The sequence below is a fragment of the Acidovorax soli genome (genome assembly GCF_014207955.1).
Lineage (GTDB): Bacteria > Pseudomonadota > Gammaproteobacteria > Burkholderiales > Burkholderiaceae_C > Acidovorax > Acidovorax soli_A.
In genome coordinates this window covers 857768-883629 of the sequence record NZ_JACHLK010000002.1, presented here as the reverse complement: position 1 = coordinate 883629, position 25862 = coordinate 857768, and the positions used below count along the sequence as shown (strand labels likewise).

22 protein-coding genes are annotated in these 25862 nt (G+C 67.7%); 16 read left to right on the top strand and 6 right to left on the bottom strand.

Annotated features, from left to right (window positions below):
* Positions 1-137: 137 nt before the first annotated feature.
* Entirely contained in the window at positions 138-620 is a 483-nt protein-coding gene (locus tag HNP48_RS08540; RefSeq protein ID WP_184856443.1) for a hypothetical protein, read from the bottom strand.
* 117 nt (positions 621-737) lie between these two features.
* Between HNP48_RS08540 and HNP48_RS08535 the strand changes: the two genes are divergently transcribed.
* Positions 738-1496: a CPBP family intramembrane glutamic endopeptidase gene (locus HNP48_RS08535; protein ID WP_184856442.1), complete on the top strand. Its 759-nt coding sequence runs from the start codon at positions 738-740 to the stop codon at positions 1494-1496.
* Positions 1497-1520: 24 nt separating this feature from the next.
* Here the strand turns inward: HNP48_RS08535 and HNP48_RS08530 are convergent, their stop codons facing one another.
* A complete protein-coding gene (locus HNP48_RS08530; protein WP_184856441.1) occupies positions 1521-1985 on the bottom strand; it encodes a MerR family transcriptional regulator in 465 nt (154 codons plus the stop codon).
* 101 nt (positions 1986-2086) lie between these two features.
* Here HNP48_RS08530 and HNP48_RS08525 point away from each other — a divergent pair, with 101 nt between their 5' ends.
* The 7 genes from HNP48_RS08525 to gor all read left to right on the top strand — a co-directional run bounded on the left by HNP48_RS08525 (position 2087) and on the right by gor (position 11991).
* Positions 2087-3019 carry an NAD-dependent epimerase/dehydratase family protein gene (locus HNP48_RS08525; RefSeq protein WP_184856440.1) on the top strand — a complete coding sequence of 311 codons (933 nt, stop codon included), beginning with the start codon at positions 2087-2089 and terminating at the stop codon, positions 3017-3019.
* A 159-nt stretch (positions 3020-3178) separates the two neighbouring features.
* Positions 3179-4861, top strand: a complete 1683-nt coding sequence (locus tag HNP48_RS08520; RefSeq protein ID WP_221480124.1) for a GMC family oxidoreductase — start codon at positions 3179-3181, stop codon at positions 4859-4861.
* A 29-nt stretch (positions 4862-4890) separates the two neighbouring features.
* On the top strand, positions 4891-6321 hold the full coding sequence (locus tag HNP48_RS08515) for an aldehyde dehydrogenase family protein (RefSeq protein ID WP_184856439.1): 1431 nt from the start codon (positions 4891-4893) through the stop codon (positions 6319-6321).
* Between the two features lie 57 nt (positions 6322-6378).
* The gene (locus tag HNP48_RS35165) at positions 6379-7260 is read left to right on the top strand and encodes a LuxR C-terminal-related transcriptional regulator (RefSeq protein ID WP_221480123.1); all 882 of its coding nucleotides are present in this window, start codon (positions 6379-6381) and stop codon (positions 7258-7260) included.
* Positions 7261-7394: 134 nt separating this feature from the next.
* Positions 7395-9059, top strand: coding sequence for an ankyrin repeat domain-containing protein (locus tag HNP48_RS08505; protein ID WP_184856438.1), 1665 nt, complete (start codon positions 7395-7397; stop codon positions 9057-9059).
* A gap of 35 nt (positions 9060-9094) precedes the next feature.
* Positions 9095-10465, top strand: coding sequence for a hypothetical protein (locus HNP48_RS08500; RefSeq protein ID WP_184856437.1), 1371 nt, complete (start codon positions 9095-9097; stop codon positions 10463-10465).
* Between the two features lie 131 nt (positions 10466-10596).
* Positions 10597-11991 (top strand): glutathione-disulfide reductase, encoded by a 1395-nt coding sequence (gene gor, locus HNP48_RS08495; protein ID WP_184856543.1) that lies wholly within the window; start codon positions 10597-10599, stop codon positions 11989-11991.
* Positions 11992-12009: 18 nt separating this feature from the next.
* On the opposite strand, the gene HNP48_RS08490 is transcribed toward gor, so the two are convergent.
* Positions 12010-12390, bottom strand: coding sequence for a tautomerase family protein (locus HNP48_RS08490; protein WP_184856436.1), 381 nt, complete (start codon positions 12388-12390; stop codon positions 12010-12012).
* Between the two features lie 87 nt (positions 12391-12477).
* On the opposite strand from HNP48_RS08490, the gene HNP48_RS08485 reads away from it, so the two are divergent.
* From HNP48_RS08485 to HNP48_RS08475, 3 genes are all read left to right on the top strand, one after another.
* Complete coding sequence (locus HNP48_RS08485; protein ID WP_184856435.1) at positions 12478-13392, top strand: LysR family transcriptional regulator; 915 nt, start codon at positions 12478-12480, stop codon at positions 13390-13392.
* 739 nt (positions 13393-14131) lie between these two features.
* Positions 14132-16093, top strand: a complete 1962-nt coding sequence (locus HNP48_RS08480; RefSeq protein WP_184856434.1) for a hypothetical protein — start codon at positions 14132-14134, stop codon at positions 16091-16093.
* Positions 16094-16099: 6 nt separating this feature from the next.
* A complete protein-coding gene (locus HNP48_RS08475; RefSeq protein WP_184856433.1) occupies positions 16100-16435 on the top strand; it encodes a 1-deoxy-D-xylulose-5-phosphate synthase in 336 nt (111 codons plus the stop codon).
* A gap of 388 nt (positions 16436-16823) precedes the next feature.
* Here HNP48_RS08475 and HNP48_RS35160 read toward each other — a convergent pair whose 3' ends face one another.
* Together HNP48_RS35160 and HNP48_RS08465 are read right to left on the bottom strand one after the other, a co-directional pair.
* Positions 16824-17225 (bottom strand): hypothetical protein, encoded by a 402-nt coding sequence (locus HNP48_RS35160; RefSeq protein ID WP_221480122.1) that lies wholly within the window; start codon positions 17223-17225, stop codon positions 16824-16826.
* 3 nt (positions 17226-17228) lie between these two features.
* A complete protein-coding gene (locus HNP48_RS08465) occupies positions 17229-18167 on the bottom strand; it encodes a DUF6929 family protein (protein WP_184856432.1) in 939 nt (312 codons plus the stop codon).
* 143 nt (positions 18168-18310) lie between these two features.
* On the opposite strand from HNP48_RS08465, the gene HNP48_RS08460 reads away from it, so the two are divergent.
* The 3 genes from HNP48_RS08460 to HNP48_RS08450 all read left to right on the top strand — a co-directional run bounded on the left by HNP48_RS08460 (position 18311) and on the right by HNP48_RS08450 (position 19366).
* Entirely contained in the window at positions 18311-18517 is a 207-nt protein-coding gene (locus tag HNP48_RS08460) for a hypothetical protein (RefSeq protein WP_184856431.1), read from the top strand.
* Between the two features lie 16 nt (positions 18518-18533).
* Positions 18534-18761 (top strand): hypothetical protein, encoded by a 228-nt coding sequence (locus tag HNP48_RS08455; RefSeq protein ID WP_184856430.1) that lies wholly within the window; start codon positions 18534-18536, stop codon positions 18759-18761.
* A 164-nt stretch (positions 18762-18925) separates the two neighbouring features.
* On the top strand, positions 18926-19366 hold the full coding sequence (locus HNP48_RS08450) for a DUF1810 domain-containing protein (RefSeq protein ID WP_184856429.1): 441 nt from the start codon (positions 18926-18928) through the stop codon (positions 19364-19366).
* Positions 19367-19622: 256 nt separating this feature from the next.
* Here the strand turns inward: HNP48_RS08450 and HNP48_RS08445 are convergent, their stop codons facing one another.
* Positions 19623-20657 (bottom strand): hypothetical protein, encoded by a 1035-nt coding sequence (locus HNP48_RS08445; protein WP_184856428.1) that lies wholly within the window; start codon positions 20655-20657, stop codon positions 19623-19625.
* Positions 20658-21035: 378 nt separating this feature from the next.
* Here HNP48_RS08445 and HNP48_RS08440 point away from each other — a divergent pair, with 378 nt between their 5' ends.
* Positions 21036-23303, top strand: coding sequence for an ATP-binding protein (locus HNP48_RS08440; RefSeq protein WP_184856427.1), 2268 nt, complete (start codon positions 21036-21038; stop codon positions 23301-23303).
* The gene (locus HNP48_RS08435; RefSeq protein ID WP_184856426.1) at positions 23300-25555 is read left to right on the top strand and encodes a bifunctional diguanylate cyclase/phosphodiesterase; all 2256 of its coding nucleotides are present in this window, start codon (positions 23300-23302) and stop codon (positions 25553-25555) included. Before HNP48_RS08440 ends, HNP48_RS08435 begins: the two co-directional genes overlap by 4 nt.
* Positions 25556-25862: the final 307 nt, after the last annotated feature.

Below are 25862 nucleotides of genomic sequence, written 5' to 3'. Positions count from 1 at the left end.
GAGGGCACCCTTGCCAGACCGCGGCGCGCTAGAGGGTGAGGGTGCCGAGCGCCTGTACGCGCGCGCCGATGCTGCGCTCTATGCCGCCAAGCAGGCCGGGCGCAACCGGGTGCAGCAGGGCTGAGCGGGGGGAGCCTTCAGGCGGTGCCGACACCACCAGGCCGAGCTCGTCTGCGCAGCGTCTGCCGGTTGAGGTGGACAACCAACCAGACCGTCAGCCAGGGCGATGCGGCGATCCCCAGCAGGTCGGCCCGCAGCGGCAGCTTCATGGGGCTGCGCAGAGACAGGGTGGCCAGCAGGTATACCAGCCCCAGCGCGCTGGCCGCCAGGGCCGCGGCGCTGGCCACGAGGGGCCTCTGTGCGGGGGCCACCAGCGCGCAGAGAAACACCGCCATCAGGCCCGGCATCGACGCGCCGCCGATGTCCAGCATCAGGCGCGCGCCCAGCAGCAGGCCGCAGGTCACGCTGGCAGGGTCCTGTGCGTAGCTTGCCAACGGCGGCGGGCAGGCCGCCACGGGGATCTGGAGGAAGACCCACCACATCCAGCCGCCGATGAGGATCGCGCCCATGAAGACGAAGGGCAGGGCGCACCAGCGCAGCGCGGTTTTCAGGAATTGCATCGTGTCGTGTGAAGAGAGGAGCCAACGGTGCGCCAGTGTGGTTTCGCTCTGTGAGGCCTGTATGAAGTGCGGGCCTGTGCCGCTATGCTCTTCACGGCGCCACCCCATCCGTACTGCATGACACCTGACCCCACGCACCCGCCCCCGGGTACCGACTTCCCCTTCTACAGCGGCCAGCCCGTGGCACTGGGCGCGCGCCAGTGGTCCATCGTGCTGCTGGTGGCCATGGCAGCCTATGGCGCGCTGCACGTTCCCGCCGTGGCCGCCATGCGCGTGTCGGGCGGCTGGGCGGCACTGGTACCGGCGCTGGCTTTCCCTGCGCTGCCGCTGCTGGCCTTGCGCGCGGTGGCGGGGCCGCAGTGGCAGCAGCTGTTTCGGCGCATGGGCTGGCGCGATGTGCGGCTGGCCGTGGGCCTGGTGCTGCTCAACATCGTGGTGACCGTGGCGGTAGCGCTGGTGGTTTCCAAGTTCTTCGGCGCCGTGCCCAACCCGGTGGTCAAGGCGCTGGCCGCCATGGGCACGGCCGAGAAGATTGTCTTCATCGCCTGCACCATCCCGCACCTGATTGGAGAAGAGATCCTCACTGTGCTGCCCTTCCTGGCCCTGCTCACCTGGCTGGCGGGCCCGCTGGGCTGGCCCCGGCGCCGGGCCATCGTGGGGGCCTGGGGGGTGTCGGCGCTGCTGTTCGGTGCCTTGCACCTGCCGACCTACGGGTGGAATATCGCGCAAAGTCTGGTGGTCATCAGCGTGTCGCGCATGGTGCTGTGGATCGCCTACCTGCGCACCAGGAACCTGTCCGTGGCCTCGCTGGCGCATATCGCCAACGACTGGCTGCTGCTGGGCGTGGCGTTTCTGCTGGGGGCGCTGATCAGTTGAGCCGCAGGCGATGGACAGGCTTGCCTACCGGCGGCGCGACCGGGCTCCCCGCGTACTGGCTTCGCCTGCCTTGCCCGCATCGGCCCCCTCCAGCTGCATGCCCGACAGCACGCGCCGCGCATTGGCCGCACAGTCCATGCCCTGCGGCCTGGCCTCGATCTGTGCCATCAACTCCACCAGTTGCGTCTTGGCTTGTGCCAACTGCACTTGCATGGCCTCGATATCGCGCACCTTGGTGCGCAGGGTGTCCAGCAGATTGCCGTGCTCCCAGCGTGCGAGGTCGCCGGGCAGCAGGGCGCGCAGCTCGTCCAGGCTGAAACCGGCCTTTTGCGCTGTGGCGATGAGGTTCAGTACCAGCACTGCATCGGGGGGATAGCTGCGGTAGCCGTTGGCCTGGCGCTGCACCGCCGTGAGCAGGCCGATGCGTTCATAGAAGCGGATGCGCGAGGTGGCCAGCCCGGTGCGCTGGGCGAGTTCGCCGATGTTCATGGGGTGAAAGGCAGGGGTGCGAAACGAAGGCCCACAGTTTGACATTGAACTTGACTTCAAGGTTAACCTTTGGCCCATCCCATCCAACAGGAACATCCGGCATGCAGACGATATTGGGGGCCAATGGCCAGATCGCCATCGAACTGGCGCGCGCGCTGCGCCGCAGCCACACGGAGGACATCCGCCTCGTGAGCCGCAACCCGCGCCAGGTGCACCCCGCTGACCAGATGGTGGCCGCAGACCTGCTGGATGCCGCGCAGACCGCAAAGGCCGTGCGCGGCAGCAGCGTCGTCTACTTCACCGCCGGCCTGCCGCCCGACACGCAGCTGTGGGAGACGCAGTTCCCCACCATGCTGCACAACGCCCTGGCCGCGGCCCGCGCGGCAGGCGCGCGCTTTGCCTACTTCGACAACACCTACATGTACCCGCAGGATGCGCGCCTGCAGACCGAAGACACGCCCTTTGCCCCGGTGGGCCGCAAGGGCCGGGTGCGTGCCGCCATGGCCACCACGGTGCTGCAGGCCATGGCGCGCGCCGACATGCCCGTGGCCATTGCCCGTGCGCCCGAGTTCTACGGCCCGGGCAAGACCCAGAGCGTGACCAACACCCTGGTCATCGACCCGCTCAAGGCCGGTGCCACGCCGCGCGTGCCCGTGCGCGACGACACACGCCGCACCCTCATCTGGACGCCCGACGCCAGCCGCGCCCTGGCCGCCATCGGCAATGCGCCGGACGCTTTCGGCCACACCTGGCACCTGCCCTGCGACGACGAGCGCCTGACCTACCGTGAGTTCGTCGCGCTGGCCGCGCAGGCACTGGGGCGCGGGCCCGGCTACAAGGTGCTGCGCCCCTGGATGCTGTCCCTGGCGGGTCTGTTCTCAAGCCAGGTGCGCGAGATCCAGGAGTTGCTGCCGCGCTATGGGGCCGACAACCTGTTCGACTCCACCCGCTTCCAGCAGCGCTTTGCCGACTTTCGCGTGACGGGCTACCGCGAGGGGCTGGAGCAGATCGCACATGAAGGGCCGGGCGCATAGCGTCTCGTCCCACCGTGAGGGCGGCGACGCCCCCAAGTCTTTGGCGCCGCCACACCGGGTTTTCCCGGTGCGAACCTTCGCGATGCGCCCACCTGGCCCTTGCTTTGAGAATCGTTGCAGACCTCGGATCGGGGCAACAACGAACAGGAGACAAGCGAGATGGACCAGACTACCCACCAGTGCCCCACGGCCACGCCCGCCGGCGGCCAGCCGCTGACCCGCCGCCGCTTCATGGCCACCACCGGGGTGGCCAGCGGCACGCTGATGGTGGGCGGCCTGCTCACCGGCGCCAGCGTGAATGCGGCCACCGACCTCGATGGCCAGTTCGACTACATCATCGTGGGTGCAGGCTCTGCCGGCTGCGTGCTGGCCAACCGGCTGAGCGCCGACCCCAAGGTGCGCGTGCTGCTGATCGAGGCCGGCGGGCCCGACGATTCGGAAAAGATCTCCACCCCCATCCGCCTGATCGAGCTGTGGAAGACCCCCTACGACTGGGCCTACGACACCGTGCCCCAAAAGCACGCGCACAACCGCTCGCTGTTCTGGCCGCGCGGCAAGACGCTGGGCGGCAGCAGCTCGCTCAACGGCATGATCTACGTGCGCGGCCATTCCTCCGTCTACGACGGCTGGGCCGCCGCCGGCAACCCGGGGTGGGACTACAAGAGCCTGCTGCCGTACTTCAAGAAGTCCGAGGACTTCTCGCGCGGCGCCGATGCCTTCCACGGCGCCGGTGGGCCGCTGCACGTGACGGCCGACTACACGCCGCACGTGACCACCGCGGCCATGGTCGATGCCGCAGTGCAGGCCGGCCACCCGCGCAATGCCGACCACAACGGCGCCGAGATCCTGGGCGTGGGCTTCAACCACCTGAACACGCGCGGCGGCAAGCGCCAGAGCACGGCCGTCGCCTTCTTGCGCCCGGCGCTGGAGCGTGCCAACCTCTCGGTCATCACCAACGCCCGGGCGCGCAAGCTCGATTTCAAGGGCAAGCGCTGCACCGGCCTGGCCTACGAGCAGGCCGGCAAGCAGCACCAGGTGCGGGCGCGCAAGGAGGTGATCCTGTGCGGCGGCACGCTCGAATCGCCCAAGCTGCTCATGCTCTCGGGCATTGGCGACAAGGCGCAGCTGTCGTCCTTTGGCATCCCCGTGGTGCAGCACCTGCCTGGCGTGGGCAAGAACCTGCACGACCACACCCTGCTGCCGGTGATCTACGAGGGGCGCAAGCCCATCCCCGAGCCGGCCGATCCCGGCATCACCGTGCTGCATGCGCAGCTCTTCGCCAAGTCCGCGCCCTCGCTGCCCGGGCCCGACATGCAGCCCCTGTTCTTCAACGTGGGCTACTACGCGCCGGGGCAGGAGGGGCCGGCCAATGCCTTCACGCTGTGCGCCGCCGGCGTCACGCCCACCAGCCGGGGCGAGCTGCGCCTGACCGGCCCGGGCGTGGACGACCCGCTGCACATCGACCCCAACGTGCTGGCCACCGACTACGACGTGGCCACCCTGGTCCGGTGCATCCGCATGATGCGCCAGGTGGCCGACCAGCCCGCCCTGGCCGAATGGCGCGGCCGCGAGGTCTACCCCGGCCCCGACAAGACCACCGATGCCCAGCTGGCCGACTACTGCCGCAGTGCCGTCGTCTCCTACCACCACCAGGTGGGCACCTGCGCCATGGGCAAGACCCCGCTGTCGGTGGTGGACCACACGCTCAAGGTGCGCGGCGTGGCCGGCCTGCGCGTGGTGGACGCCTCCATCATGCCCGCCGTCACCTCGGGCAACACCAACGCCCCCGTGATCATGATCGCCGAGAAGGCTGCCGACATGATCCTGCGCAAGGCCACCTGATGCCGACCTTTGAAAGAAAGCACCCCTCCATGCACACCTTCCAGAACTACAGCAACGGCCGCCTGGTCGGCTCCGCGCGCAGCTTCGAGTCAGTCAACCCCGCCACGGGCGAGGCCATCGGCCTGGTGCCGCATTCCTCGCCCGAGCAGGTGGCCGAGGCCGTGGCCGCCGCGCGCGCAGCGCAACCCGCCTGGGCCACCCGGCCCGATGCCGAGCGCAAGGCCCTCATGGGCCAGCTGGCCCAGGCCATCAAGGACAACGCTGGCATGCTGGCCGAATGGATCACCCGCGAGCAGGGCAAGCCCCTGGGCGGCGTGGGCGAAGGCCAGGTGCCCGGCGCGCATTTCGAGGTCTGGGCCTGCGAGGTCTGGACCCAGGTGCCCGCCAGCCTGGACCTGCCGGTCGAGGTGGTGTTCGAGGACGCCACCCGCCGCGACGAGGTGCACCGCAAGCCCCACGGCGTGGTGGCCGCCATCGCGCCGTGGAACTGGCCGCTGATGATCGCCATCTGGCAGATCATTCCGGCGCTGCGCGCGGGCAACACCGTGGTGCTCAAGCCGTCCGAGTACACCAGCATCGGCACGCTGGAGCTGGTGCGCGTGCTCGGGGGCCTGCTGCCGCCGGGCGTGCTCAACACCGTGAGCGGCGCGGGCGATGTGGGCGCCGCGCTCACCGAGCACCCGGGCGTGGACAAGATCACCTTCACCGGCTCCACTGCCACCGGTGCGCGCATCGCCGCCACGGCGGCGCGCAGCGTCACGCCCACCACGCTGGAGCTGGGCGGCAACGACCCCGCCATCGTGCTGCCCGGCACCGACCCCAAGGCCATCGCCATGGGCCTGTTCTGGGGCGCCTTCCTCAACATGGGCCAGACCTGCGCCTGCGCCAAGCGGCTGTATGTGCACAGCAGCCTGCACGATGCGGTGGTCGCCGAGCTCAAGGCCCTGGCGCTGGCCATGCCCATGGGCGACGGCATGCAGCCCGGCATGGCCATGGGCCCGGTGCAGAACCGCATGCAGTACGACAAGGTCGTGGCGCTGGTGGAAGACGCGCGCGCGGGCGGCGCCACCATCGTCTGCGGCGGCAACCCAGAGCCCGGCCCCGGCAACTTCTACCCCCTGACCCTGGTCACCGGCCTTGCCGATGGCGCGCGCCTGGTGGATGAGGAGCAGTTCGGCCCGGTGCTGCCCATCGTGCGCTACGACGATGTGGAGGACGCCATTGCCAGCGCCAACCGCCTGGGCGCGGGCCTGGGCGCCTCGGTCTGGGGGCCCGATGCGGCCCAGGCCGCCGCCGTGGCCGCGCGCATCCAGGCCGGCACGGTGTGGGTCAACCAGCACGGCGCCATCCACCCCATGGTGCCCTTTGGCGGCACCAAGCGATCGGGCTGGGGGGTGGAGTTCGGCGTGGAAGGCCTCAAGGGCATGACGCGCGGGCAGGTCATCAGCGTCAAGAAGTGACGATGCCGGCCCCGCTGCATGTGGCGTGCAAGCGTGCAATCGCGCTATAAAGGCCGCATGAACGCCGACGATCACCTGCTGCAGGTGCAGCGCAGCCTGCGGCGGCGCCTGTTCGAGGGGCCCGGCGCCATCCGCTGGCGCCCCGGCCGCGAACTGGCTGCGCAGTTGCTGCTGTACCTGGACGACCCCCGGGCGTGCTGGCGCATCACCACCGAATGGCTGCGCGACACGCTCGATGCCGACCGCGTGGACGGCGGCTTTGGCGGCTTCATGCAGGCCGGCGGCCGGCCCACCGACTATGTGGTGCTGGCCGAGGCCCAGCGCGAGGCCTCGCACCTGCCCTCGGCCCTGGGCCGGCGCTTTGGCGCCGCCAACCCCGGGCTGCGCGTGCTGTGGGGCCCGGCGCGCATCACCGCCATGGCCGATGTGGCGCAGGAGCGCACCCTCACCACCGACCTGCGCGGCACCCTGTTGTCCATGGGCACCGCCGCCAAGCTGGCCCTGCCGCTGCGCGACGGGGCCGAGCCCATCGGCCTGATGTGCGCGGACTGGCATGCCCAGGCGCCGCGCTGGGACAGCGAGGCCTGCAACCAGCTGCCCGCCCTGGCCAGCGAAGCCCTGGGCCCGCTGCTGCGCAGCGCCGCCCAACTGGCGCAGGAGCGCGAACGCCAGCAGGGCTTGCTGCTGCCCGCGCCGGGCAGCATGCAGGACACCAGCGCTGCAGTTCCACCCGACCTTGGGGCCCTCACACCGGCCGAGCTCAAGGTGGCGCACCTGGCCTCCACCGGCCTGACCTACAAGGAGATCGCGCGCCACCTAGACCGCTCGCTCTCCACCGTGGACCACCAGTTGCGCGCCGTGCGCGACAAGCTGGGCGTGCGTTCCACCGCGCGCCTGGTGCATGTGCTGTCGGAGCATTTCGAGCGCAGCAAGGAGTGAGGCGGATTCGCCTTCGGCCGGAATCGGTCGTTGGTGGGCTGCCTTGCCGCGCCTGGGCACAGCCTGCGGCCATGAACGCCGGGAGTGGACAACTTGTCCAGCGAACCGGCCCCGGCCTTCGCCACAATCGGGCCATGTCCGAAAACCGTTTGCACTACACCCTTTACTTCCAGTCGCGCGCCGAGGCCCGCCGCTGGGTCGACGAAGCCGAGGCCACGGAGGGCTTGCCGCTGGATGCGCAGGCCCAGGCTCTGGAGGCGCTGCTCGGCCTGCCCGAAGGCTCGGGCGCGAGCTTCGAGTTTGCCAGCTGCGTGGGCCTGCTGGCCGAGCTGGCTGTGCTCGGCCCCTGGTCCCTGCTTCCGGGCGATGGCTGGCCTGCCGGCCTGGCGGAGCGAGGCGGCAAGCTCTTCGGCTGCGAGTGGGACGATGGGGCAGGCGACGGCCAGCTCCAGAGCCTGTGGTTCAACGGCCCGGACAAGGCGGTCAGCAAGAAGCAGTTCGAGGCCGCCGCGCGCAAGATGGACCCGATGGAAGAGGTGCGCCAACTGCTCGCCGGCGACCACCATGAGGCTTTGCTCGACCTGGTGCACCACCATGGTCTCGACCCCAACACCGTGGTGGGTCACTGGCCGCTGCTGGTGCACCTGTTCACCGTCAAGGACGGGCGCAACGACACGCCCCTGCCCACCGATGCCATCATCGCGCTGCTGCAGGCCGGCGCGCGCCCCGACCCGGTGGCCCTGGTCACGCGCATGCCCGAGTACGCCACCATGTCGGTGTTTCCGCTGCTGCGCGCGGCCTATGCCTTCGACAGCCGGCTGGTGCAGGCCTTGCTCGACGCCGGTGCCGACGTGAACGGCACCGATGACCAGGGCGCTACCGCCTTGCATGTGCTGGTCGGCTCGTCCTCACACTTGAGCGAGCCACCCGCGCGCTGCCTGCAGGCCGCGCAGCTGCTGCTGGATGCGGGAGCCGACGTCAACGCTTGCAGCCCGATCCACGGCTCGCCCCTGGCCCAGGGATGCCATCAGCGTGTGCGCGAACTGCTGGCGGCGCACGGCGCCCGCATCGGCTGGCCCGAATCGACGCTGCAGGGCGAGATGGCGTTGCGCCAGACCCATGCCGTCTGGGCGCATGACCATGCCTGGCTCGATACCCTGCTGGAGCAGGCGCCACCCGACGAGGAGCAGCGCCGTGGCCTGTTGGTGCATGCCCTGAAGGATGGCAACCACCAGGCGCTGGACCGGCTGTGGCGCGAGGGTGTCGACCACGCCCTGGTGCTGGTGCCCGGGATTTTTCCGAACCTGCTGGTGGAGTCGGTCACCGAGCAGCCGGAAATGGATGCCGCCATGCTGAACGACCTGGTGGCCCGCAGTGCCGGCAAGCCCGTGCCCGGGCAGGACGACCCGCTGTGGGCCGGTGCCGCAGCCTCCACGCTGCGCCACTGGGTGCGCCGCGACAAGCTGCGGCCGCCCCTGGCGCTGCTGCAGCAACTGCTGGACCTGGGCCTGCCCGCCAACGCACCGCCCGGGCATTCCAGCGCCCTGGCTGCGGCCATCGCCGCCCAATGGACCGATGCCGTGGCCCTGCTGCTGGCACGCGGTGCAGACCCCAACCACACCATGCACGACGGCGGCAATGCCCTGCATGAAGCCCTGTACTGGAAGGCCACCAACTGCATCCCCCTGCTGCTGCAGGCCGGTGTGGACCGCGATCGGCGTGACCAGCAGGGACGAACGGCCATGGACCGCGCCGTCACCAAGCGCAACAAGGCTGCGCAGAAGTACCTGGCGGCATGAGCGCACCCTGTTCAGCCAACCAAGCAATCGATACCATGGCAAAACATGCAAAGGCAGTCATCTGCCCGGCGTCCGAGAATATTCAGGTGGTTTGCGGGGGCAGGGTGTTCCTGCTCTCGTTCGGCCACCTGTGGGAGCTGGGCAAAGAGGGCATTCCCATCGTCCACGCCGGCGAGGGTTTGAAGCGGGTGTGGGCCGATGACCAGGGCGACATCCTGGTCGAGCAGGCCGACGGGGTGTTCTATCTGGAGCGGGTCGATGGCCAGGGCGCCCTCGTCAAAGCCAAGACAAAAAAGGCGGTGCCAAAAAAGGCACCCCAGGTCTACGGCGAGTGGGTCTATTCCCTGGACGACAAACGCTATCCCGTGTCCACCCATACCGTGAAGCACGCGGATGGCCGCCTGGCATTCGAGGTGGCAGGGCGCTATTTGGAGTTTCTGGGGCACTGCGGCGGTGATTTTGTGTTCCGCCGCCACAGCCCCTGCGAGATCTTTGCCGTCGATGCCAGCGGGCGTGAGCAGGTGCTCTGCCCGCTGGACGAAGCGGCCTACACGCAGTGGATCGACGGCCGCATCCTGGTTTCGACCCAGCTGCCCGGCTCGCGGTCCCGGTGCGATGTGTACGACGTGAAGGCCAGGGCCGTCATCCAGAGCGTTGAGATCGAAGCCGACAGCGAAGGCTTTTACGACCTGGCGGAAATCGGTGGCTCCTGGGCGTTCATGTGGGCTGGCAGGCTGTATCTGCTGGATGCCGATGGCATGAAGCCGGCCTTTTCCGGGCAGAAGGTGGATTGCTACCTGGCCGCAGAGGAAGGCGTGTATGCGGCGTTTGCGCGCGAGCCGGTGCTTCATCTTCATGACAACCTGCTGGCGCAGCAACCCTTTGCCAGCCTGCGCATTCCGCTCCAGGGGTTCTGGTTGATGTCGTTGGGGAAATACCAGGAGGGTGTGGTGTGCAGCCTGTACCCAGCGGGCCGGCTGTCGGGGCTGGGCTATGCTTTTCTGTCGCCCCATGCCCTGGCGGGCGACGCCACCGAGGTAGCGTGTGAAGAACCGTCGTTCATCACCGAAAAGCGCTATGGCGATGGTGGTGATGGCGGAGCATTCACGTGCGTGGTGAAATTTACTGACAAGTTGCCCTTCGACACCCTGGTGCGCCATGCGCTGGCGGCCGTGGACGAGGTGTTCGCCCATTACTCGGAAAAGAATGCCGAGACACTGTCCTTCAACGGCACGGCCGAGGTGGAGATGGATGGGGCAGGGCTCAGCCGGCAGCAGAAAAGCGCGCTGGCACAGGTATGCGACCGCATGGCCGAGCGGTATTTCTTTCGGCGCAGCCCTGTGACGGACGAGGCGTACAACGTCAGATGGGTGTGGCGCGGCGCGGTGCATGAGGTGCATGAATAAATGAGTGAGTGAAGGGGCGCGACACATACCCCCAGGCAGGCAAGCCCTTGCGCATTGGCATACCATCGCCGCGAATCTCCACAGACGGCGGCGTGAGACGCCGCTTCGCACCCCTCAAGGAAACCCATGCGATGAGCGCCTATGACTATGACCTGTTTGTGATTGGCGGGGGCTCGGGCGGCGTGCGCGCCGGCCGCGTGGCGGCATCGCTGGGCAAGCGCGTGGCCGTGGCCGAGGAGCACCGCTTTGGCGGCACCTGCGTGATCCGCGGCTGCGTGCCCAAGAAGCTGTTTGTCTATGCCTCGCAGTTCCACGAACACTTCGAAGACGCTGCGGGCTATGGCTGGACCTTGGGCACGCCCAGCTTCGACTGGCAGGCGCTGATAGCGGCCAAGGACAAGGAGATCGCCCGCCTGGAGGGCCTGTACCGCCGCGGCCTGGAGAGCAACCAGGCCGAACTCATCGACAGCCGCGCCGAGCTGGTGGACGCGCACACCGTGCGCATCGTGGCCACCGGCAAGACCGTCACCGCCGAGCGCATCGTCATCGCCACCGGTGGCGCGCCCAACCCGCATGCGGCGCTGCCGGGGCACGAGCTGTGCATCAGCTCCAACGAAGCCTTTGACCTGGCCGCGCTGCCGCGCTCCATCCTGATCGCGGGCGGCGGTTATATCGCGGTCGAGTTCGCCAACGTCTTCCACGGCCTGGGCGTGGAGGTGACGCTGATCTACCGCGGCAAGGAAATCCTCTCGCGCTTCGACCATGACCTGCGCCAGGGCCTGCACAAGGCCATGGTGGACAAGGGCATCCGCATCTTGCTCAGCGATGTGATCGAGAACGTGGCCCGGGGGGAGGGTGAGGGCGGCGGCCTCATCGCCACGACGAAGAACGGCGAAACCCTGGCCGTCGACACCGTGATGCTGGCGCTGGGCCGCGACCCCAACACCCGGGGCCTGGGGCTGGAGGCGGCCGGCGTGGCCCTGGACGAGCGCGGTGCCATCATCGTGGACGCCTACTCGCGCACCAATGTGCCCAGCATCTGGGCGCTGGGCGACGTGACCAACCGCGTGCAGCTCACGCCCGTGGCCATCCACGAGGCCATGTGCTTCATTGCCACCGAGTACCGGGGCCAGCCCACCGCGCCCGACCATGATTTGATCGCCACGGCCGTGTTCTCGCAGCCCGAGATCGGCACCGTGGGCCTGTCGGAAGAAGACGCCGCCAAGCGCCATGCCGAGATCGAGGTCTACCGCGCCGAGTTCCGTCCCATGAAGGCCACGCTGTCGGGCCGGGCCGAGAAGATGCTCATGAAGCTCATCGTGGACGCCGCCAGCCGCAAGGTGCTGGGCGCCCACGTGCTGGGCCATGACGCGGGAGAGATGGTGCAATTGCTGGGCATCTCGCTCAAGGCCGGCGCCACCAAGGACGACTTCGACCGCACCATGGCCGTGCACCCCACGGCGGCCGAAGAGTTCGTGACCATGTACCAGCCCAGCTACCGCATCCGAAACGGCGAGCGGGTTTGACCTGGGGCGGCTTTCCGGTTACGCATATTGCGCTAACCCGTGGCCGAATGACCAATTCTCTTTGGCCACTTCGACCAGGCTGATGAACACATCCTCGGGCCGCACGCCCGGGTTCTCGCCCAGCAGCTGCGTGATGCGCTGGTACAGCGCTTTCTTCTGCTCCAGCGTGCGCGTGTTGTTGGCGGTGATCTGGATGAACACCAGGTCATCGCTGCGCGCCACGCCCAGGTAGGTGGGGCTGTAGCGGAAGTTGGCGGCATCGTGCTCGGTGATGACCATGAACTCGTCGTCCTCGGGCACATTGAAGGTCTCGCGCAGTGCGCGGTACAGGTTGTCGCAAAGGGCCTTGCGGTAGGCCTCGGGTTTGCCGGCGCGCAGGGCGATGTGGAGCAGGGGCATGGGAAACGGTCCATCGGAAGTTGAGGTGGCCCCATGCTATTCATTGCACTTTGTTATTGCAATTGATAACAGAGATAATGATTGCATATGGCGCAGGACCATCAACCGCAATCGCAACAGCAGCACCGTCCGCTCGACCTCGACGCCATCGAGGCCTTTGTGCGCATCGCCGAGCTGGGCAGTTTCACCCGCGCGGCCGACGCCATGCAGACCACCCAGGCCGCGGTGAGCCTCAAACTCAAGCGCCTGGAAGACCGCCTGGGCTGCCGCCTCATCGAGCGCACGCCGCGCCATGTGGAGCTGTCGGCCCGCGGCGCGGCGTTTCTTGACCCTGCACGCGAACTGCTGGCCGTGCACCAGCGCACGCTGGCCACCTTTGCCGAGCAGGCCAGGCGCGAGCGCATTGCCATCGGCATCAGCGACCATGTGGCCGGGCCCGATCTGCCCGCCCTGATCGCCCGCATGAACGCACACGACCCGGGCCTGGTGATCGAGATCCGCATCGGCTCGTCGGGCGATCTGCTCCAGGCCTACGACCGCCGCGAACTCGACGTCGCCCTCCTGCGCTTCAGTGCGGGCCGCGGCGACGGCCAGGTGCTGGCCGAAGAAGCCTTTGGCTGGTACGCCGCGCCCACCTGGCAGCACCGCGCGGGCGAGCCTTTGCCCATTGTCACCCTGGCCGAACCCTGCGGCGTGCGCGTGGTGGCCAGCCGCTTGCTCGACGAGGCGGGCGTGCCCTGGCGCGAGGCATTCGTGGGTGGCGGGGTGGCGGCGGTGTCTGCCGCCGTGATCGCCGGGCTGGGTGTGGCGGCGCTGGCGCCGCGCATGCTGCCGCTGGGCGCGGTGGAGGTGGGCCCACGGCTGGGCTTGCCGGCCTTGCCGCGGCTGCCGGTGGTGCTGCATTCGCGGGTGCGGGGTGGGCGGGGGCGGGAGGCTGTGGGGGTGTTGGGGGCGGCGTTTGGGGGCAGTGCTGCGGCGCTGGACAGGTTGTGGATGCCATGACGGCCACCGGCCAAAAGCGAAAGTTCGGCTGTGCTACCCACCACCACGGGGCAGCGCAGAGGGCGGCCTCGAAAAAGCCGTGCAAAGACCGTACACACCACGGCCGCTGCGCTGGCTGGCACGCCCATCGCCCAGCCCCACCCAAATGGGTGTGCGCACCATCTTGTGACACCCGACACCGACGAATCACCGCCGTTCGACAAAGATCGGTGCAGCCCTACCTTTGCATGCGTGCCTCACCGCACCCACCAGTTCCAGCTTGTCCACCCGTGCAACCGAACCACTCTTTTTGCCCCGACGCCACCCATGCAACAGAACCCCTGCCGTTTGGGGTGTCCAGCGCCTGTTTGCTATCTTTGGAGGGTCGTGCATCTACCTTGCCGGGATGGGATGCCAGGCGCGGGGTGCAGCCAAGAGCTCGGCTATTGGCAAGCGCCGCAACGCCGCAGACCGCCCGGCCAGGCACTGGCCCGAAGGGTTGGGGTGAAATCGGGCGATTGGACGCCCCGGCTGCTTGCATGGGCTCGGGCCCACGCGGCGCACCCGAAGCATCCACGCATCCCGATGGCGCCGCAGCGCGACCCCGACAAGATCGTAAGGTCTCCCTGAATTGCACCGGACCCGGCATGGCAAGCCTGCCCGTGCTGCATCGATGGAACCTTGCCTATCCGGTTGTTTGCCAAGGCTGCACAAGGCAACGCAGGGCTTTCGATGTGGGCCCACCAGGGGGGCGGAGCCGATGAAATCTCACCACGCAACGCAGCGGTTGATCGCGGGCATGCTCTGGTTCCAGACGCTTGGTGCGGGCACCATGCAAACGGCTGCCCGCGCGTTTGGCGCCACCCCTGCCAGGCGCTGGACTTGGCTGACGCTCGGCGTTTGGGCGGCACTGCCCGTACTGTCCTTGCTGCCGCTTTGGTTGAACCTGTTGAACCCGGTCCTGCCAGACGCCCACGACTACTTCCGCTACGCCGTGTTGTCGAGTCACTTTCAGGAGGCGATGGCCGCAGGCATTTGGTATCCGCGCTGGCTACCGGAGTTCAATGGCGGGTACGGCTATCCCGAGTTCGTCTTTTATCAACCTGGCTATTTCTTTCTCAACAGCTTGCTGGCCGTACTGACTGACGACCTGCTATGGCGCCAATTGCTGACACTGGCTACGCTGTGCCTCATTGGCGGGCTTGGGGCGTACCGACTTGCACGGACTTTTGTGGACCGCCTCTCCGCTCTGGCCCTTGTGGTGTTGTTTCAGGCGGCGCCCTATGTTCACATCAACCTGAGTGAGCGCGGTGACTTGAGTGAATGGATGGTCATTCAACTGTCGCCGTGGGTGCTGCACTGGAGTTGGTGCCTGCTGGCGCCAGTGCAGCGCTCAACAATGGATCTGAGGGGGCGGGCGCTGTGCTGGAGCGGGCTGACGCTGGTCCTTGCGGCAAGCTTTTATAGCCACCCGATTGCCGTACTGTTTTTGCCATTGGTCGTCGCTCTGCTGGGTGTGCTGACGCTGGCCGGTACCGGGCACCAAGCACCGCTGGCGGCCAGACTGCGCAGCCTCTTTGAACTCGCAGGTGCCCTGTTGCTGGCACTGGCACTGGCCTCGCCCTATTGGCTCCCGGTTGCGCAACTCAAACCCCTGGTCAATGCCCAGGCCGCTGCAATCGGCAGTTTTGAGACCTGGCGCAACGTCGTCTCTCTGTCTGGTGTGCTGTTTGGCCTGCCAGACCCGTCGGCATCCTTCAGCCACCAGGCGTTTCTGGCCGCACCCTTTGTGGCTTTGGCATTGTCCGGTGCCTGGCAAGGCCGTGGACACCCTCTGATCCGGGCCGCAGGCGTGGTCTACCTTGTACTGTTTCTAGCCATGCTGCCGACCGGCCGCTGGTTCTGGCATCTGTACCCCTTTTCACTGATGCAGTTTCCCTGGCGTCTGGCGGTGTTTGCGCCCGCGCTGCAGGTGCTTTGTACTCTTGGCTATTGGCAAGGCAGCACGCGCCACCCGGTCCTGCGCCGGCTGGGCTTGACCCTCGGGCTGCTGGCGCTGACGTGGTCGGTATGGAAATACCATGACTTTCGCGCACTGCCCGTGTTGGGCGAGCCCGTTGCCGGCGCGCAGCTCGACTGCATCAAGACCTATCCCAGCCTGGCCCGACCCAACACAGTGGTGGCTACCCTGGATTTTGGGGAATGGTTGCCGGCAAGATTCGCCAAGAATCCGCCCGAAACTGCACGGCATACGCCTGCCAGTCCAGCATGCGAAGCACAACTGGCGCGACATCGGGCCGCCTTGACCGGACGTCTGGGATTTGACCCATTTTCAAACCCGTCCACATTGAATTGGATGACCAGTGACTCAGCGCATTGGCAGGGGCAGCCACAGCCCGGGCATTCGCCGCACGCGCTCAACTACCGCTTCGCAGGCGCGAGCCCGGGTGTGGTGGTGATCCAGCAAATCTACCTGCCAGGCTGGTCCGTGCACGTGAACGGCGTGGCCTTGGCCGCAGCGACCATCGAAGAGCAGTTGTTGCCGGATGGCCGGATGCAGGTTCGATTGGCGGCTGGCGAACACACGATCACGGCACGCTACGATGGTCCACCCGGTTCAATGCAGCGCAGCGCAGCCATTGGGTTGGCACTTCTGCTGGCTGCGGCCTATTGGCTGCGGCGGCTGCGCAAGCCGGGCGCAGGCTTGCCAATGACCAAATAGGTTCTCATGAAACCCCGCATCATGTACATCGAATCCAAGGCTGGCGGCCTCACCGGTCCTGCGCGCATTGGCCGGGTGCGCTTTTCCAGGACGGGCGCCACCCTGTACTACGCCGGGCAATCCTTCCAGAGCCAGAAGGGCAGTGGCTTCAAGTCGAACTATTTCGACGAGGCCACGGGCGACCCCTACTGGATCTCCGGCCCGCGCAAGGATGGGCGCGATGCGCTGTATGCGACCCATATCGCGCCCGCGGTGGATGCCGATGTGCATGACGAGTACTGGACCAAGGTCCGTGGCTTCGCGGCGCCTCCGCCGATAAAGACAAAGACAGAAGCCCGGTGACTGGCGCCGCCACGCACTGGGTTCAAAGAAAGGACATATATTCGTGGTTCCTTTTGGCCTGCTGGCCCTCTCGGTCTTTTTTGCGTACCTGGCCTTCGATGCGTACCAGTTTGAGCGCAGCTCGCGGCACCAAATCTGGGCTGTACCCCCGCCATCCTCCGGTCGGGCAGTGGGGTTGGACCCACTTTCCAGGCCAGCGCAAGAAGGCTTGCAGAGCAACAAACTCACCGCGGTGGGTGGTATTCCAGGCCTGTACTGGGTATTCGTCGTTCTCTCCGTCGGCTGCCTGGGGGCCGCCACCTGGCTTGGGTTCACGCAGTAGCAGTCTCCAAGCGGGGATGATGGCCTGTAGCTACCCCACCGCTCTGGCACGGGCTGGAGCAGCTCCTTACCGCAACGTGCCCAGCTTGGCCCGGCACAGAGCCCAGGCGATCTGGCGCGCCTGTTCATGCTTGCCAGCGTCGAAGGCCTTGAACATCTGCTGCAGCTGGCCATCGATCCACGCGGCCCGCGCCAGGTCGCGCTGCAGCCGGGGGCGGATGGAGGCCCACAGGGCCTTGGTGTCGGCCATGTTGGCTTCCTGGATCCCGCGGGCGCCCTGGACCTCTTCTTCGCCGGGAGTCTCCAGGCGGGCGGCGCGCAGGGCGTCTGCAAAGCTGCGCAGGTCTTCGCGCAGGGGAATGGCGGGCCGGGTGGCCGCTTCATTGCTGGCAGCGCGGGCGCTGCCAGCGGGTGTGGCCCTGTCTGCCAGGGCATGGAACTGTTCTTCAAAGGGCAAGTGCTTGGCCATCCGTCAATCCAGTGCGACCGCCAATAGTCGAGAAGCCCGCGCCGGATCGTCCGCATCCGTGACCATCAGCAGTCGCCCGGCCCCATCCAGCGCAATCCCTTCGACCTTGGGCGCCCCTTCCAGGGCCGCGATGCGCTGCAGTACCCCATCCGCTTCGACCCAGCCAATCGCAGATGCCACGCACTCACCGTCGGCATAGCTGTCGTCCGTGTTCTCGGCCACGGCGCTGAAGATCCATCCGCAGTCACCATCGCCACCGGGCAGTGCCGCGCCATCGGTAAAGCCCAGCGGCACGCCGTCCACCGTGCCCAGGTCGAACAGGGTGGTGCGCAGCGGCGCCGGTGGCTGCGCACGGGTGCCGGCCAGCCAGGCCAGCAGCGGTGCCAGCGGGTAGGTGATGCAGGCGCTGCGCGCATCGCCCTTGTTGCCGCGCTGCAGCAGGTGCATTGCGTCGTGGGTGACAAAGGCGCCTTCGATGTTGAGGTCGGCAAACTCGGCGCGCAACGGTGCGTAGAGGGCGGACAGGTCCAGCGCCTGTGCAGCGCCATCGGGGCGCCCAGTGGCGTCGAGCGCGATGGCAAGGCCCCGTTGCCGGTTGGGCTTGGACCCGGACCCCAGGGCCAGCAGTGCTCCGTGAGGGTACGCAGAAGAGGCGGGCAGCAGGGCCAGTGCTTCCAGGTCGGGCTTGCGCTTTTTGCGTTCGCGCGGCTCGGTGGGCAGGTCGCCTGGCAGGATGCGGTGCAGTTGCACCAGCGGTGCTGGCTGCGGCGCGACAGCGGCAGTGATGGGCAGCATGCCCAGATGGTGCTCGTCATCGGCCACCACATACAACCAGGCCCCCGCCCGCACCAGGCCGCTGGCCGCGCTCAGGTGCGGCTGGCCACGCGGGTGCGTCGCGGGGTCGAGCAGCAGGTCGTGCAGGTGCGTCGTCGTAAGGTGCATGGCAGCCTGAGCATAGATGATGGAATCCAAGGCAGGCATCTGGGCGAGAAAGGTGCGGCGCGCCAGCGCCATTTCGCATGCCGTTGACCGGCCCGAACTGGGCTAGGATTCCGTGCCTGATATCAATCCAAGGAGGAGGGTGCATGAAGTTTCCAACAAGCATGGCGTTTCTGGCCGTGGCAGCCGTGCTGGCCCTGCCGGCATGCAGTTCCACCGAGGTCGTGCGCGCGCCGGTCGAGGCCACCATTGGCCAGCAGTTGATCGACCTCAAGAGCGCCTTCAACAACGGCGCCTTGAGCCGCAGCGAATACGACAGCCAGCGCCGCCGGCTGATCGACAGCGTGAAGTGAAAGGGAGGGCCACGCCATGAAGAACCATATCCGTTGGATGGCCTGCGTTGCCATCGCCTGCGCCTGCCTCGCATCGCTGGCCGGTTGCGTGAGCAGCAGCACCTCGCGTGTGACCGTGCAAGAGGGCGTCAAGTTCTCCAAGGGCCGAGAGCTTGATGACCTGGTGCGCGCCTACGACGCCCAGGCCATGACGCGCAGCGAGTACGAGGAACTGCGCCAGGTCATCATGAAGCGGCCCAATTGAGGGTACAGGCTGCCATGCAGGGACCCCGGGATTCCTGACTGTTGCTTTTGCGCGCGGCGCAGCTTGCATCACCGCAAGTCTTGGTACCATGAACATGAACGCGTGGTGCCCTGCGTCCCCGCAAGGCGCTGCCGAGCAAGCTACGGCCCTGTGCCCCACGACCTATGCCCTTGCCCCCTGTCCTCGACCGCTTTCTGGCTGCGCAGGAGCCCGTGTGGGAGCGGGTGCTGGCCGAACTCAAGGCCGGCAAGAAGCGCTCGCACTGGATGTGGTTCGTCTTTCCCCAGTACAAGGGCCTGGGCCAGAGCGACATGGCCGTGCGCTATGCCGTCCAGTCGCGCGCAGAGGCGCAGTCCTACCTCGCACACCCGGTGCTTGGCAGCCGGATCAAGGAGTGCTGTGCGCTGCTGATGGCGCTCGAGGCCTCGTCGGCCCATGCCGTCTTCGGCTCGCCCGATGACCTCAAACTGCGCTCCTGCATGACGCTGTTTGCCGAGGTGGCGGGGGCCGACAGCGTTTTTGCATCGGTGCTGCAGAAGTATTTTGGCGGGGAGAAGGACAGCCGCACGCTGGAGCTCCTCGGCCCAGGGGCGAAAAAGCCTTAGTGCCCCGAGTTGGAAATTCGTTGAATCAATCTACCGACAATCCCCGCCATGCGTTGTTGCAAATGCTCGCCATGCCACCCGGCATGGCTGTGCTTTGCGCCTAGCCTGGCAGCGATTTCGGCAGATTGATTTCTTCAACGAACTTCCAACTCAGGACACTGAAACAGGCTCCAGGACCAGACCCTCACTGCGCAGGCTGCCAGGGCCTGCCCTGAGCCCGGTGCGGCTGCCAGTGCACCAGGGGATTCCAGCGCCTTTACTTCTCCAGCAACAGCTTGCCCATCTGGCCTGCGGTGAAGATGCTGTGCCATTGCCCGTTCTCGCGAAAGCAGGCACCGCCCAGGCCGGCCATGAGCATCACGCCATCGGCCACGCTGAGGTTGCCGCTGCACACGCTGATCTCGGGCGCGAGCAGGTGGTTCTGGAACTCGACAACGCCGTTCGTGATGGTCCATAGCCCGTTGTCGCTGGTGGCCCAGGCGCGGTCTTCGAACCACACCATGTCGCGCCAGCTGAGGTGGGTGCCGCCGTGGTGGATCTGCCTCCACTCGTCGCCCCGGCCCATGAAGGTCACGCCTTCGTAGCCCGAGATATAGACCATGCCGTCGCCACCGCAACACACGGTGTTCAGCCAGCCCTTGAAGGGGAAGGCGATCTGCCGCCAGGCCGTGCCGTTGAAGTGCCACACGTCGCCCTTGCCACCGGCGGCGTAGATGTCGTCTTCGGCGAACAGGTCGAAGTCGTCGAAGCCCTCGTGGCCACTTTCGTCGTCGTCCAGTGGGTAGCCCTCCACCAGGGCCTTGTGGCTGCGGTAGCTGTCTGGCCCCAGGCGCTCGGCAAAACCCCGGTAGCCGCCGCACAGGAAGGCCTTGCCGTTGAAGGTCTTGATCCGGTCCACGCCCGCGTGCAGGGGAGCATTCGGGTTCGTTCGGCTGCTGAGCGGGGTTTCAAAGGCGTCTTCACCCGATCCGATGACATAGACCCGATGCTGGTGCCACTCATAGAGGAAGAACTGGCTCTTCGGAACTGCAATGGCCCCCAGCCGCAGGGACCCCCAGTTGCCCAGGTTCTCCGCTCCCAGTCGATCTCCTTCGGGGTCCTCGCGGTAGAAGACGGCCAGGCGCTTGGGGCGCCGGGAGCTGTCCCAGTTGTTGCGCTCCTCCTCTTGCACTTCTTCATCGGTGAAGACGCGGTCCAGCGCAAAGCCGAAGACATTGCGATCGCGTATCGCGCAGTCGACGATGAAATAGGTATCGAGCACGTCCTTGTACTCGGCGGGCGTGATCAGCATGGCTTGTTCTGTCCTGTCCGTTCTGTGGGTGTTTGCTCCAGCAGGCCCCGGCCTCGGGCGGGCAGGCCGGGCCGCATGTTATGCCACGGTTCTGAGCGGGCTTCTCCAAAACCTCAGCCCGCTGGTACCGTGCCCACCCATGCCCTATGGCTGCCTGTGGTGGACAGGCCGGGCCGCGCCGGGCGAATGCTGTCGCGCGGGCGCGCTGCGCGCCATTGCCGGCAGGCTGTGCTGAGGGCGGGGTGGTGGGGTGGATGGAAGTGGGCTGGCCAACAGCCGACTGGCCTGCGGGGCCATCGGCAATTGCGGCTGCGCAAAAGTAACAATTCGTTATAGGATATTCTCAACTGCCCGTTCCACCGTTTCGATTGTTTCCCCATGGGCTCCGCCAGCGGCATCCCCCGCCCCCCTGAGGACGCCGCGCCCACGCTGCGTCTGCGGGTGCTGCTGCGCTTCGAGCCGGCCGAGGTCGAACGCGCGTTCGGCGCGCATTACCTCTCGTTCTACCACCGCTACGCCCAGGGCGCGCTGCTGCTGGGCCTGGTGCTGGTGCTCGGCGATTTCCTGGTGGACTGGATCGCCTACCCCGCGGTGGCGGTCAACGCGCTCAGGCTGCAGGTGGCCGTGCCCATTCTGCTGGCCGGGCTGGCGTACACCTTTGCGCCCCAGGCGCGCCGGCACTGGCAGCCGGTGCTGGCCGGTTTCATCGTGGCGGTGTCGCTGTGCCTGTTCTGGATACTGCTGCGCATCGATGCGGCCGGCGGCGAGGGGCTGAACTCCTGGGTCGGCATCCTGAACTTCACCTTCCTGGAGTTTTATTGCTTCATCGTGCTGGGCCTGCAGTTCCGCTGGGCGCTGATGGCGGGCCTGGCCATCCTGGCGGCCTTCTGCGCCACGCTGTGGTGGCATCCCGGCCATTCACCGGCCGAGGTGGCCTACTGGTCCTACCATGTGGTCACGCTGTTCCTGCTCGCGGTGGGCGTGGGCTGGTGGCGCGAGTTCATCGTGCGCAAGGACTATGCGGCCCAGTGGGCGCTGGAGCGCGCGCGTCTGGCCGCCGAGCAGCTGGCTCTGGTGAAAAGCGAGTTCCTGGCCACCATCAGCCACGAGATCCGTACGCCGCTCAACGGCGTGCTGGGCATGAACGAGCTGTTGCTCGGTAGCGGGTTGAGCCGCGAGCAGCGCGAGTGGGCCGGCGCGGTGCAGGCCTCGGGCCGGCACCTGCTGGCGCTGATCGACGACGTGCTCGATGTCTCCAAGATCGAGGCCGGGAAGTTGCAACTGGAGCAGGCCGAATTCGATCTGCGGCGCGAGATTGGCGAGGCCCAGGCCATGTTCGTGCAGCCCGCACTGGCCAAGGGCCTGGACCTGCAGGCGCAGGTGAAGTGGCAGATGCCCGAGTGCCAGCTGGTGGGCGACCCGCTGCGCCTGCGCCAGATCGTGGCCAACCTCATCGGCAACGCGATCAAATTCACCGAGCAGGGCCATGTCAGCGTGCAGGCATGGGTGGCGCCGGCGCAGATGGCCGGGCGCGCCCAGGTGGACATCGTGGTGCAGGACTCGGGCATCGGCATACCGGCCGACGCGCAGGAGCGCATCTTCGAGCGCTTTGCGCAGGCCGATGGCTCGACCACGCGCCGCTTTGGTGGCTCGGGCCTGGGGCTGGCGATCTGCCGCGACCTGGCGCGCGCCATGGGCGGCGACATCGCGGTGCGCAGCCAGCCGGGCGCGGGGGCGCGCTTCACGGTGCAACTGGAGCTGCCCCTGGCCGGCACCGTGCCCGCCCGTGCCGCAGCGCAAGGGCCGGAGCAGGGCGCGGCTTCAGTAGCAACAACAGCAGCAGCGGGCGCAGTTGCCGCCCCGGTACCGCGGCTGCAGGGCACGGTGCTGCTGGTGGAGGACCATGCGGTCAACCGCGCCGTGGCGGCGGGCATGCTGCGCAAGCTGGGCCTGGCCTGGCGCGAGGCGCACGACGGTGCGCAGGCCATCGAGCAGGTGCGCCAGCATGACTTCGACGCCGTGCTCATGGACTGCCAGATGCCCGTGGTGGACGGCTATGCCGCCAGCCGGGCGATACGCAGCCTGGCGGATGGCCGCGGCGCGGGCCTGCCCATCATCGCGCTCACGGCCAATGCCGGGGCCGACGATGCCGCGCGCTGCCGCGCCAGCGGGATGGATGGCTTCATCGCCAAGCCCTACGGCATTGATACGCTGGCGGCTGCACTGGCGCCCTGGCTCCAGGTGTTGCCGCAGGCACAGCCCGAGGCGCCCGCGGTGCCTGCCGACGGCCATGCCGCCATCGACGCGCGCGCGGTCGAAACCCTGCTGTACCTGGACGAGCATGGCGGCACTGGGCTGCTGCGCGAGGTGGTGACGGGTTTCCTCGACGCCGCAGCGCAGGGCCTGGCCGCCATGGAGCAGGCCCTGGCCGATGGCCGGCTGGCCCAGGCCGCGCGCATTGCCCACGGCCTCAAGTCCTCGGCCGCCCATGCTGGCGCGCTGGAGATGGCTGAAGGCATGCGCAGCGTGGAGCGCCATGCGCTCGCCGACGATGCCCATGGGGTGCGCCAGGGGCTGGTGCGCATGCACGATACCCGCCGCCGCACCGCGGCCGCCCTGCACGCCGTGCTGGAGGCGCACCCATGAGCGCCGTGGCCCTGGCGACGTTGGCAGGGCAGCCGCCCGAGGAGGGGGCTGCCACCGCCGTTCGGGTGCTGATCGCCGACGACGACCCTGGCATGCGCGCCATGCTGCGGGCCGCCGTGCGCAAGCTCGGGTTCGAACCCGTGCTGGCCGAGGACGGGGCCTCGGCGCTGCGCGCGTTCCGCCAGGCGGCCTGCTCGCTGGTGCTGCTGGACGTGGAAATGCCCGGCCTCAATGGCTACGAGCTGTGCAGCATCCTGCGCGGCGAGGCCGGCCCGTTTGTGCCCATTGTGCTGGTCACGGGCAATGACGACGTGGCCTCGGTCGAGAACGCCTATGCCGCGGGCGCCACGGACTTCATCTCCAAGCCGGTGAACTGGCCCATCCTGGGGCATCGGCTGCTGCACCTGCTCAAGAACTTCGGCATCCAGCGCGACCTGCAGCGCGCGCAGGCGCGCAACGCCGCCATCCTGAACGCGCTGCCCGACCTGCTGTTCGAGCTCGATGCCCAGGGCCGCTTCATCCAGTGCAATGTGCCTGCCAGCGAAGAGCTGGCCACGCCCCACCGCGCGCTGGTAGGGCGCACGGTCAGCGAAGCCCTGTCGCCCAAGCTGAGCGAGCTGGCCATGGCCGCCATTGCCGAGGCGCGCACGCTGGGCCATGCCCGGCCGCGCACCTACCGCCTGCACCTGCCCGATGGCGAGCGCTGGTTCGAGCTGTCGGTGGCGCGCAAGGCGGCCGACAGCCTGCAGGACGGGCCGGATGGGCAGGAGGGCGCCACCTTCATCGCCCTGTCGCGCGACGTCACCGCGCGCAGGGATGCCGAGCGCCGCATCTCCGACCTGGCCGACTCGCTGCGCCAGGCCAATGCCGACCTGCGCCGCGCCAACGACCAGCTGCAGCGCCAGGCCTTCGAGGACCCTCTGAGCGGCCTGCCCAACCGCGCCCTGTTCAACGAGCGCCTGGACCTGGCCCTGCAGCGCATTGCCGCACAGGGCGCGGCCACGGGCGCGGACCAGCCCGCCGAGCTGGGCGTGATGTTCATCGACCTCGATGGCTTCAAGCCCATCAACGACAGCTTTGGCCATGCCGCGGGCGATGCCGTGCTCAAGGAGGTGGCGCGGCGCCTGCAGTCCGTGGTGCGGGGCGTCGAGCTGCTGGCCCGGCTGGGTGGGGACGAGTTCGTGGCGCTGATCGAGTCGCCCACGGCGGGCGAAGACTCCATGCGCCTGGGCAGCCGCATCATCGAGGCACTGCGGCGCCCGTATGCCGTGGGCCGGCACCGGGTGTCGCTGTCGTGCTCCATCGGCGTGGTGCTGCACCCCCGGCAGGAGCCCTCGGGCGACCGCCTGCTGGCCTGTGCCGATGCGGCCATGTACGAGGCCAAGCGCGCCGGCGGCAGCTGCTGCGTGCTGTACGAAAAGTCCATGTCCGACGAGGGGGCCGAAGAGGTGCTGATGCGCCAGGCCCTGCGCGAGTCGCTGGAGCGCGGCGACCTGGTGCTGCACTACCAGCCCAAGGTGCATTGCACCCTGGGCCGCGTGCAGGGCCTGGAGGCCCTGCTGCGCTGGGAGCACGCGCAGTTCGGCCAGGTCAGCCCCGAGATCTTCATCCCGCTGGCTGAGCGCTATGGCCTCATCGGCGCCATCGGCCACTGGGTGATCGACACGGCCTGTGCCCAGCTGGCGCAATGGCAGGCCCAGGGCCTGCGCTGCCGCATTTCCGTCAACCTGTCTCCCCACCAGCTGCGCCAGCCCGACCTGGTGGAGCGCATCGGCCAAGCCCTGGCGGCGCACCGGCTGCGGCCCTCGCAGCTGGAGTGCGAGATCACCGAATCGACCATGATGGAGCACTCGGTGCAGGAGCGCGCCACGCTCGAACGCATCGGCGCGCTGGGTGTGCGCCTGTCCATCGACGACTTTGGCACCGGCTACTCGTCGCTGGCGCACCTGCGCCACATTCCGGCGCAGCAGCTCAAGATCGACCGCAGCTTCGTCACCGACCTGGCCAGCAGCGAACAGGCCCGCCATGTGGTGCAGGCCGTCATCCAGCTCGCGCACGGGCTGGGCATGGAGGTGGTTGCCGAAGGCGTGGAAACACCGGCACAGATGCGGGTGCTGGGCGCGCAGGGCTGCGACCTGGTGCAGGGCTTTTACATCGCGCCGCCCATGCCCGCGGCGGACGTGCCCGGCTGGATGCGCGACCGCGAGCATACGCCCAGCCTGTGGAGCCCGCTGATGGGCCCGGCGGGCTGAACCCCTGTCCCTCTGGCCTGGCTGGTTTCAAGGCTCCATCTGCCGTGACCTCCACGGAGCGCCAAATGTTGGCCCGGAGTTGAACGCGGCGCAATCGTTCCATGGCGATCTTTGGGAATTCGGCGAGTGGGTACGCCCCCCTTCACCACATCGCGCATTGGGTTGGAAGTGCAGGTATTCGAGTGGCGTTCACACGCGAGTCACTCGTGGTCGTGGCATCAACCACCTTTTCGATTCCTTTCAGCCATGGGAGCATTTTGCGTCTCGCCCGGTTCGCTGAACATCTTCGTACAGGCGCTCATCGTCT

Bases quoted from the DNA above. Each gene is read 5' to 3' on its own strand.
- HNP48_RS08540 (WP_184856443.1), bottom strand. From the start codon at position 620: ATGCAATTCCTGAAAACCGCGCTGCGCTGGTGCGCCCTGCCCTTCGTC.
- HNP48_RS08535 (WP_184856442.1), top strand. From the start codon at position 738: ATGACACCTGACCCCACGCACCCGCCCCCGGGTACCGACTTCCCCTTC.
- HNP48_RS08530 (WP_184856441.1), bottom strand. From the start codon at position 1,985: ATGAACATCGGCGAACTCGCCCAGCGCACCGGGCTGGCCACCTCGCGC.
- HNP48_RS08525 (WP_184856440.1), top strand. From the start codon at position 2,087: ATGCAGACGATATTGGGGGCCAATGGCCAGATCGCCATCGAACTGGCG.
- HNP48_RS08520 (WP_221480124.1), top strand. From the start codon at position 3,179: ATGGACCAGACTACCCACCAGTGCCCCACGGCCACGCCCGCCGGCGGC.
- HNP48_RS08515 (WP_184856439.1), top strand. From the start codon at position 4,891: ATGCACACCTTCCAGAACTACAGCAACGGCCGCCTGGTCGGCTCCGCG.
- HNP48_RS35165 (WP_221480123.1), top strand. From the start codon at position 6,379: ATGAACGCCGACGATCACCTGCTGCAGGTGCAGCGCAGCCTGCGGCGG.
- HNP48_RS08505 (WP_184856438.1), top strand. From the start codon at position 7,395: ATGTCCGAAAACCGTTTGCACTACACCCTTTACTTCCAGTCGCGCGCC.
- HNP48_RS08500 (WP_184856437.1), top strand. From the start codon at position 9,095: ATGGCAAAACATGCAAAGGCAGTCATCTGCCCGGCGTCCGAGAATATT.
- gor (WP_184856543.1), top strand. From the start codon at position 10,597: ATGAGCGCCTATGACTATGACCTGTTTGTGATTGGCGGGGGCTCGGGC.
- HNP48_RS08490 (WP_184856436.1), bottom strand. From the start codon at position 12,390: ATGCCCCTGCTCCACATCGCCCTGCGCGCCGGCAAACCCGAGGCCTAC.
- HNP48_RS08485 (WP_184856435.1), top strand. From the start codon at position 12,478: ATGGCGCAGGACCATCAACCGCAATCGCAACAGCAGCACCGTCCGCTC.
- HNP48_RS08480 (WP_184856434.1), top strand. From the start codon at position 14,132: ATGAAATCTCACCACGCAACGCAGCGGTTGATCGCGGGCATGCTCTGG.
- HNP48_RS08475 (WP_184856433.1), top strand. From the start codon at position 16,100: ATGAAACCCCGCATCATGTACATCGAATCCAAGGCTGGCGGCCTCACC.
- HNP48_RS35160 (WP_221480122.1), bottom strand. From the start codon at position 17,225: ATGGCCAAGCACTTGCCCTTTGAAGAACAGTTCCATGCCCTGGCAGAC.
- HNP48_RS08465 (WP_184856432.1), bottom strand. From the start codon at position 18,167: ATGCACCTTACGACGACGCACCTGCACGACCTGCTGCTCGACCCCGCG.
- HNP48_RS08460 (WP_184856431.1), top strand. From the start codon at position 18,311: ATGAAGTTTCCAACAAGCATGGCGTTTCTGGCCGTGGCAGCCGTGCTG.
- HNP48_RS08455 (WP_184856430.1), top strand. From the start codon at position 18,534: ATGAAGAACCATATCCGTTGGATGGCCTGCGTTGCCATCGCCTGCGCC.
- HNP48_RS08450 (WP_184856429.1), top strand. From the start codon at position 18,926: ATGCCCTTGCCCCCTGTCCTCGACCGCTTTCTGGCTGCGCAGGAGCCC.
- HNP48_RS08445 (WP_184856428.1), bottom strand. From the start codon at position 20,657: ATGCTGATCACGCCCGCCGAGTACAAGGACGTGCTCGATACCTATTTC.
- HNP48_RS08440 (WP_184856427.1), top strand. From the start codon at position 21,036: ATGGGCTCCGCCAGCGGCATCCCCCGCCCCCCTGAGGACGCCGCGCCC.
- HNP48_RS08435 (WP_184856426.1), top strand. From the start codon at position 23,300: ATGAGCGCCGTGGCCCTGGCGACGTTGGCAGGGCAGCCGCCCGAGGAG.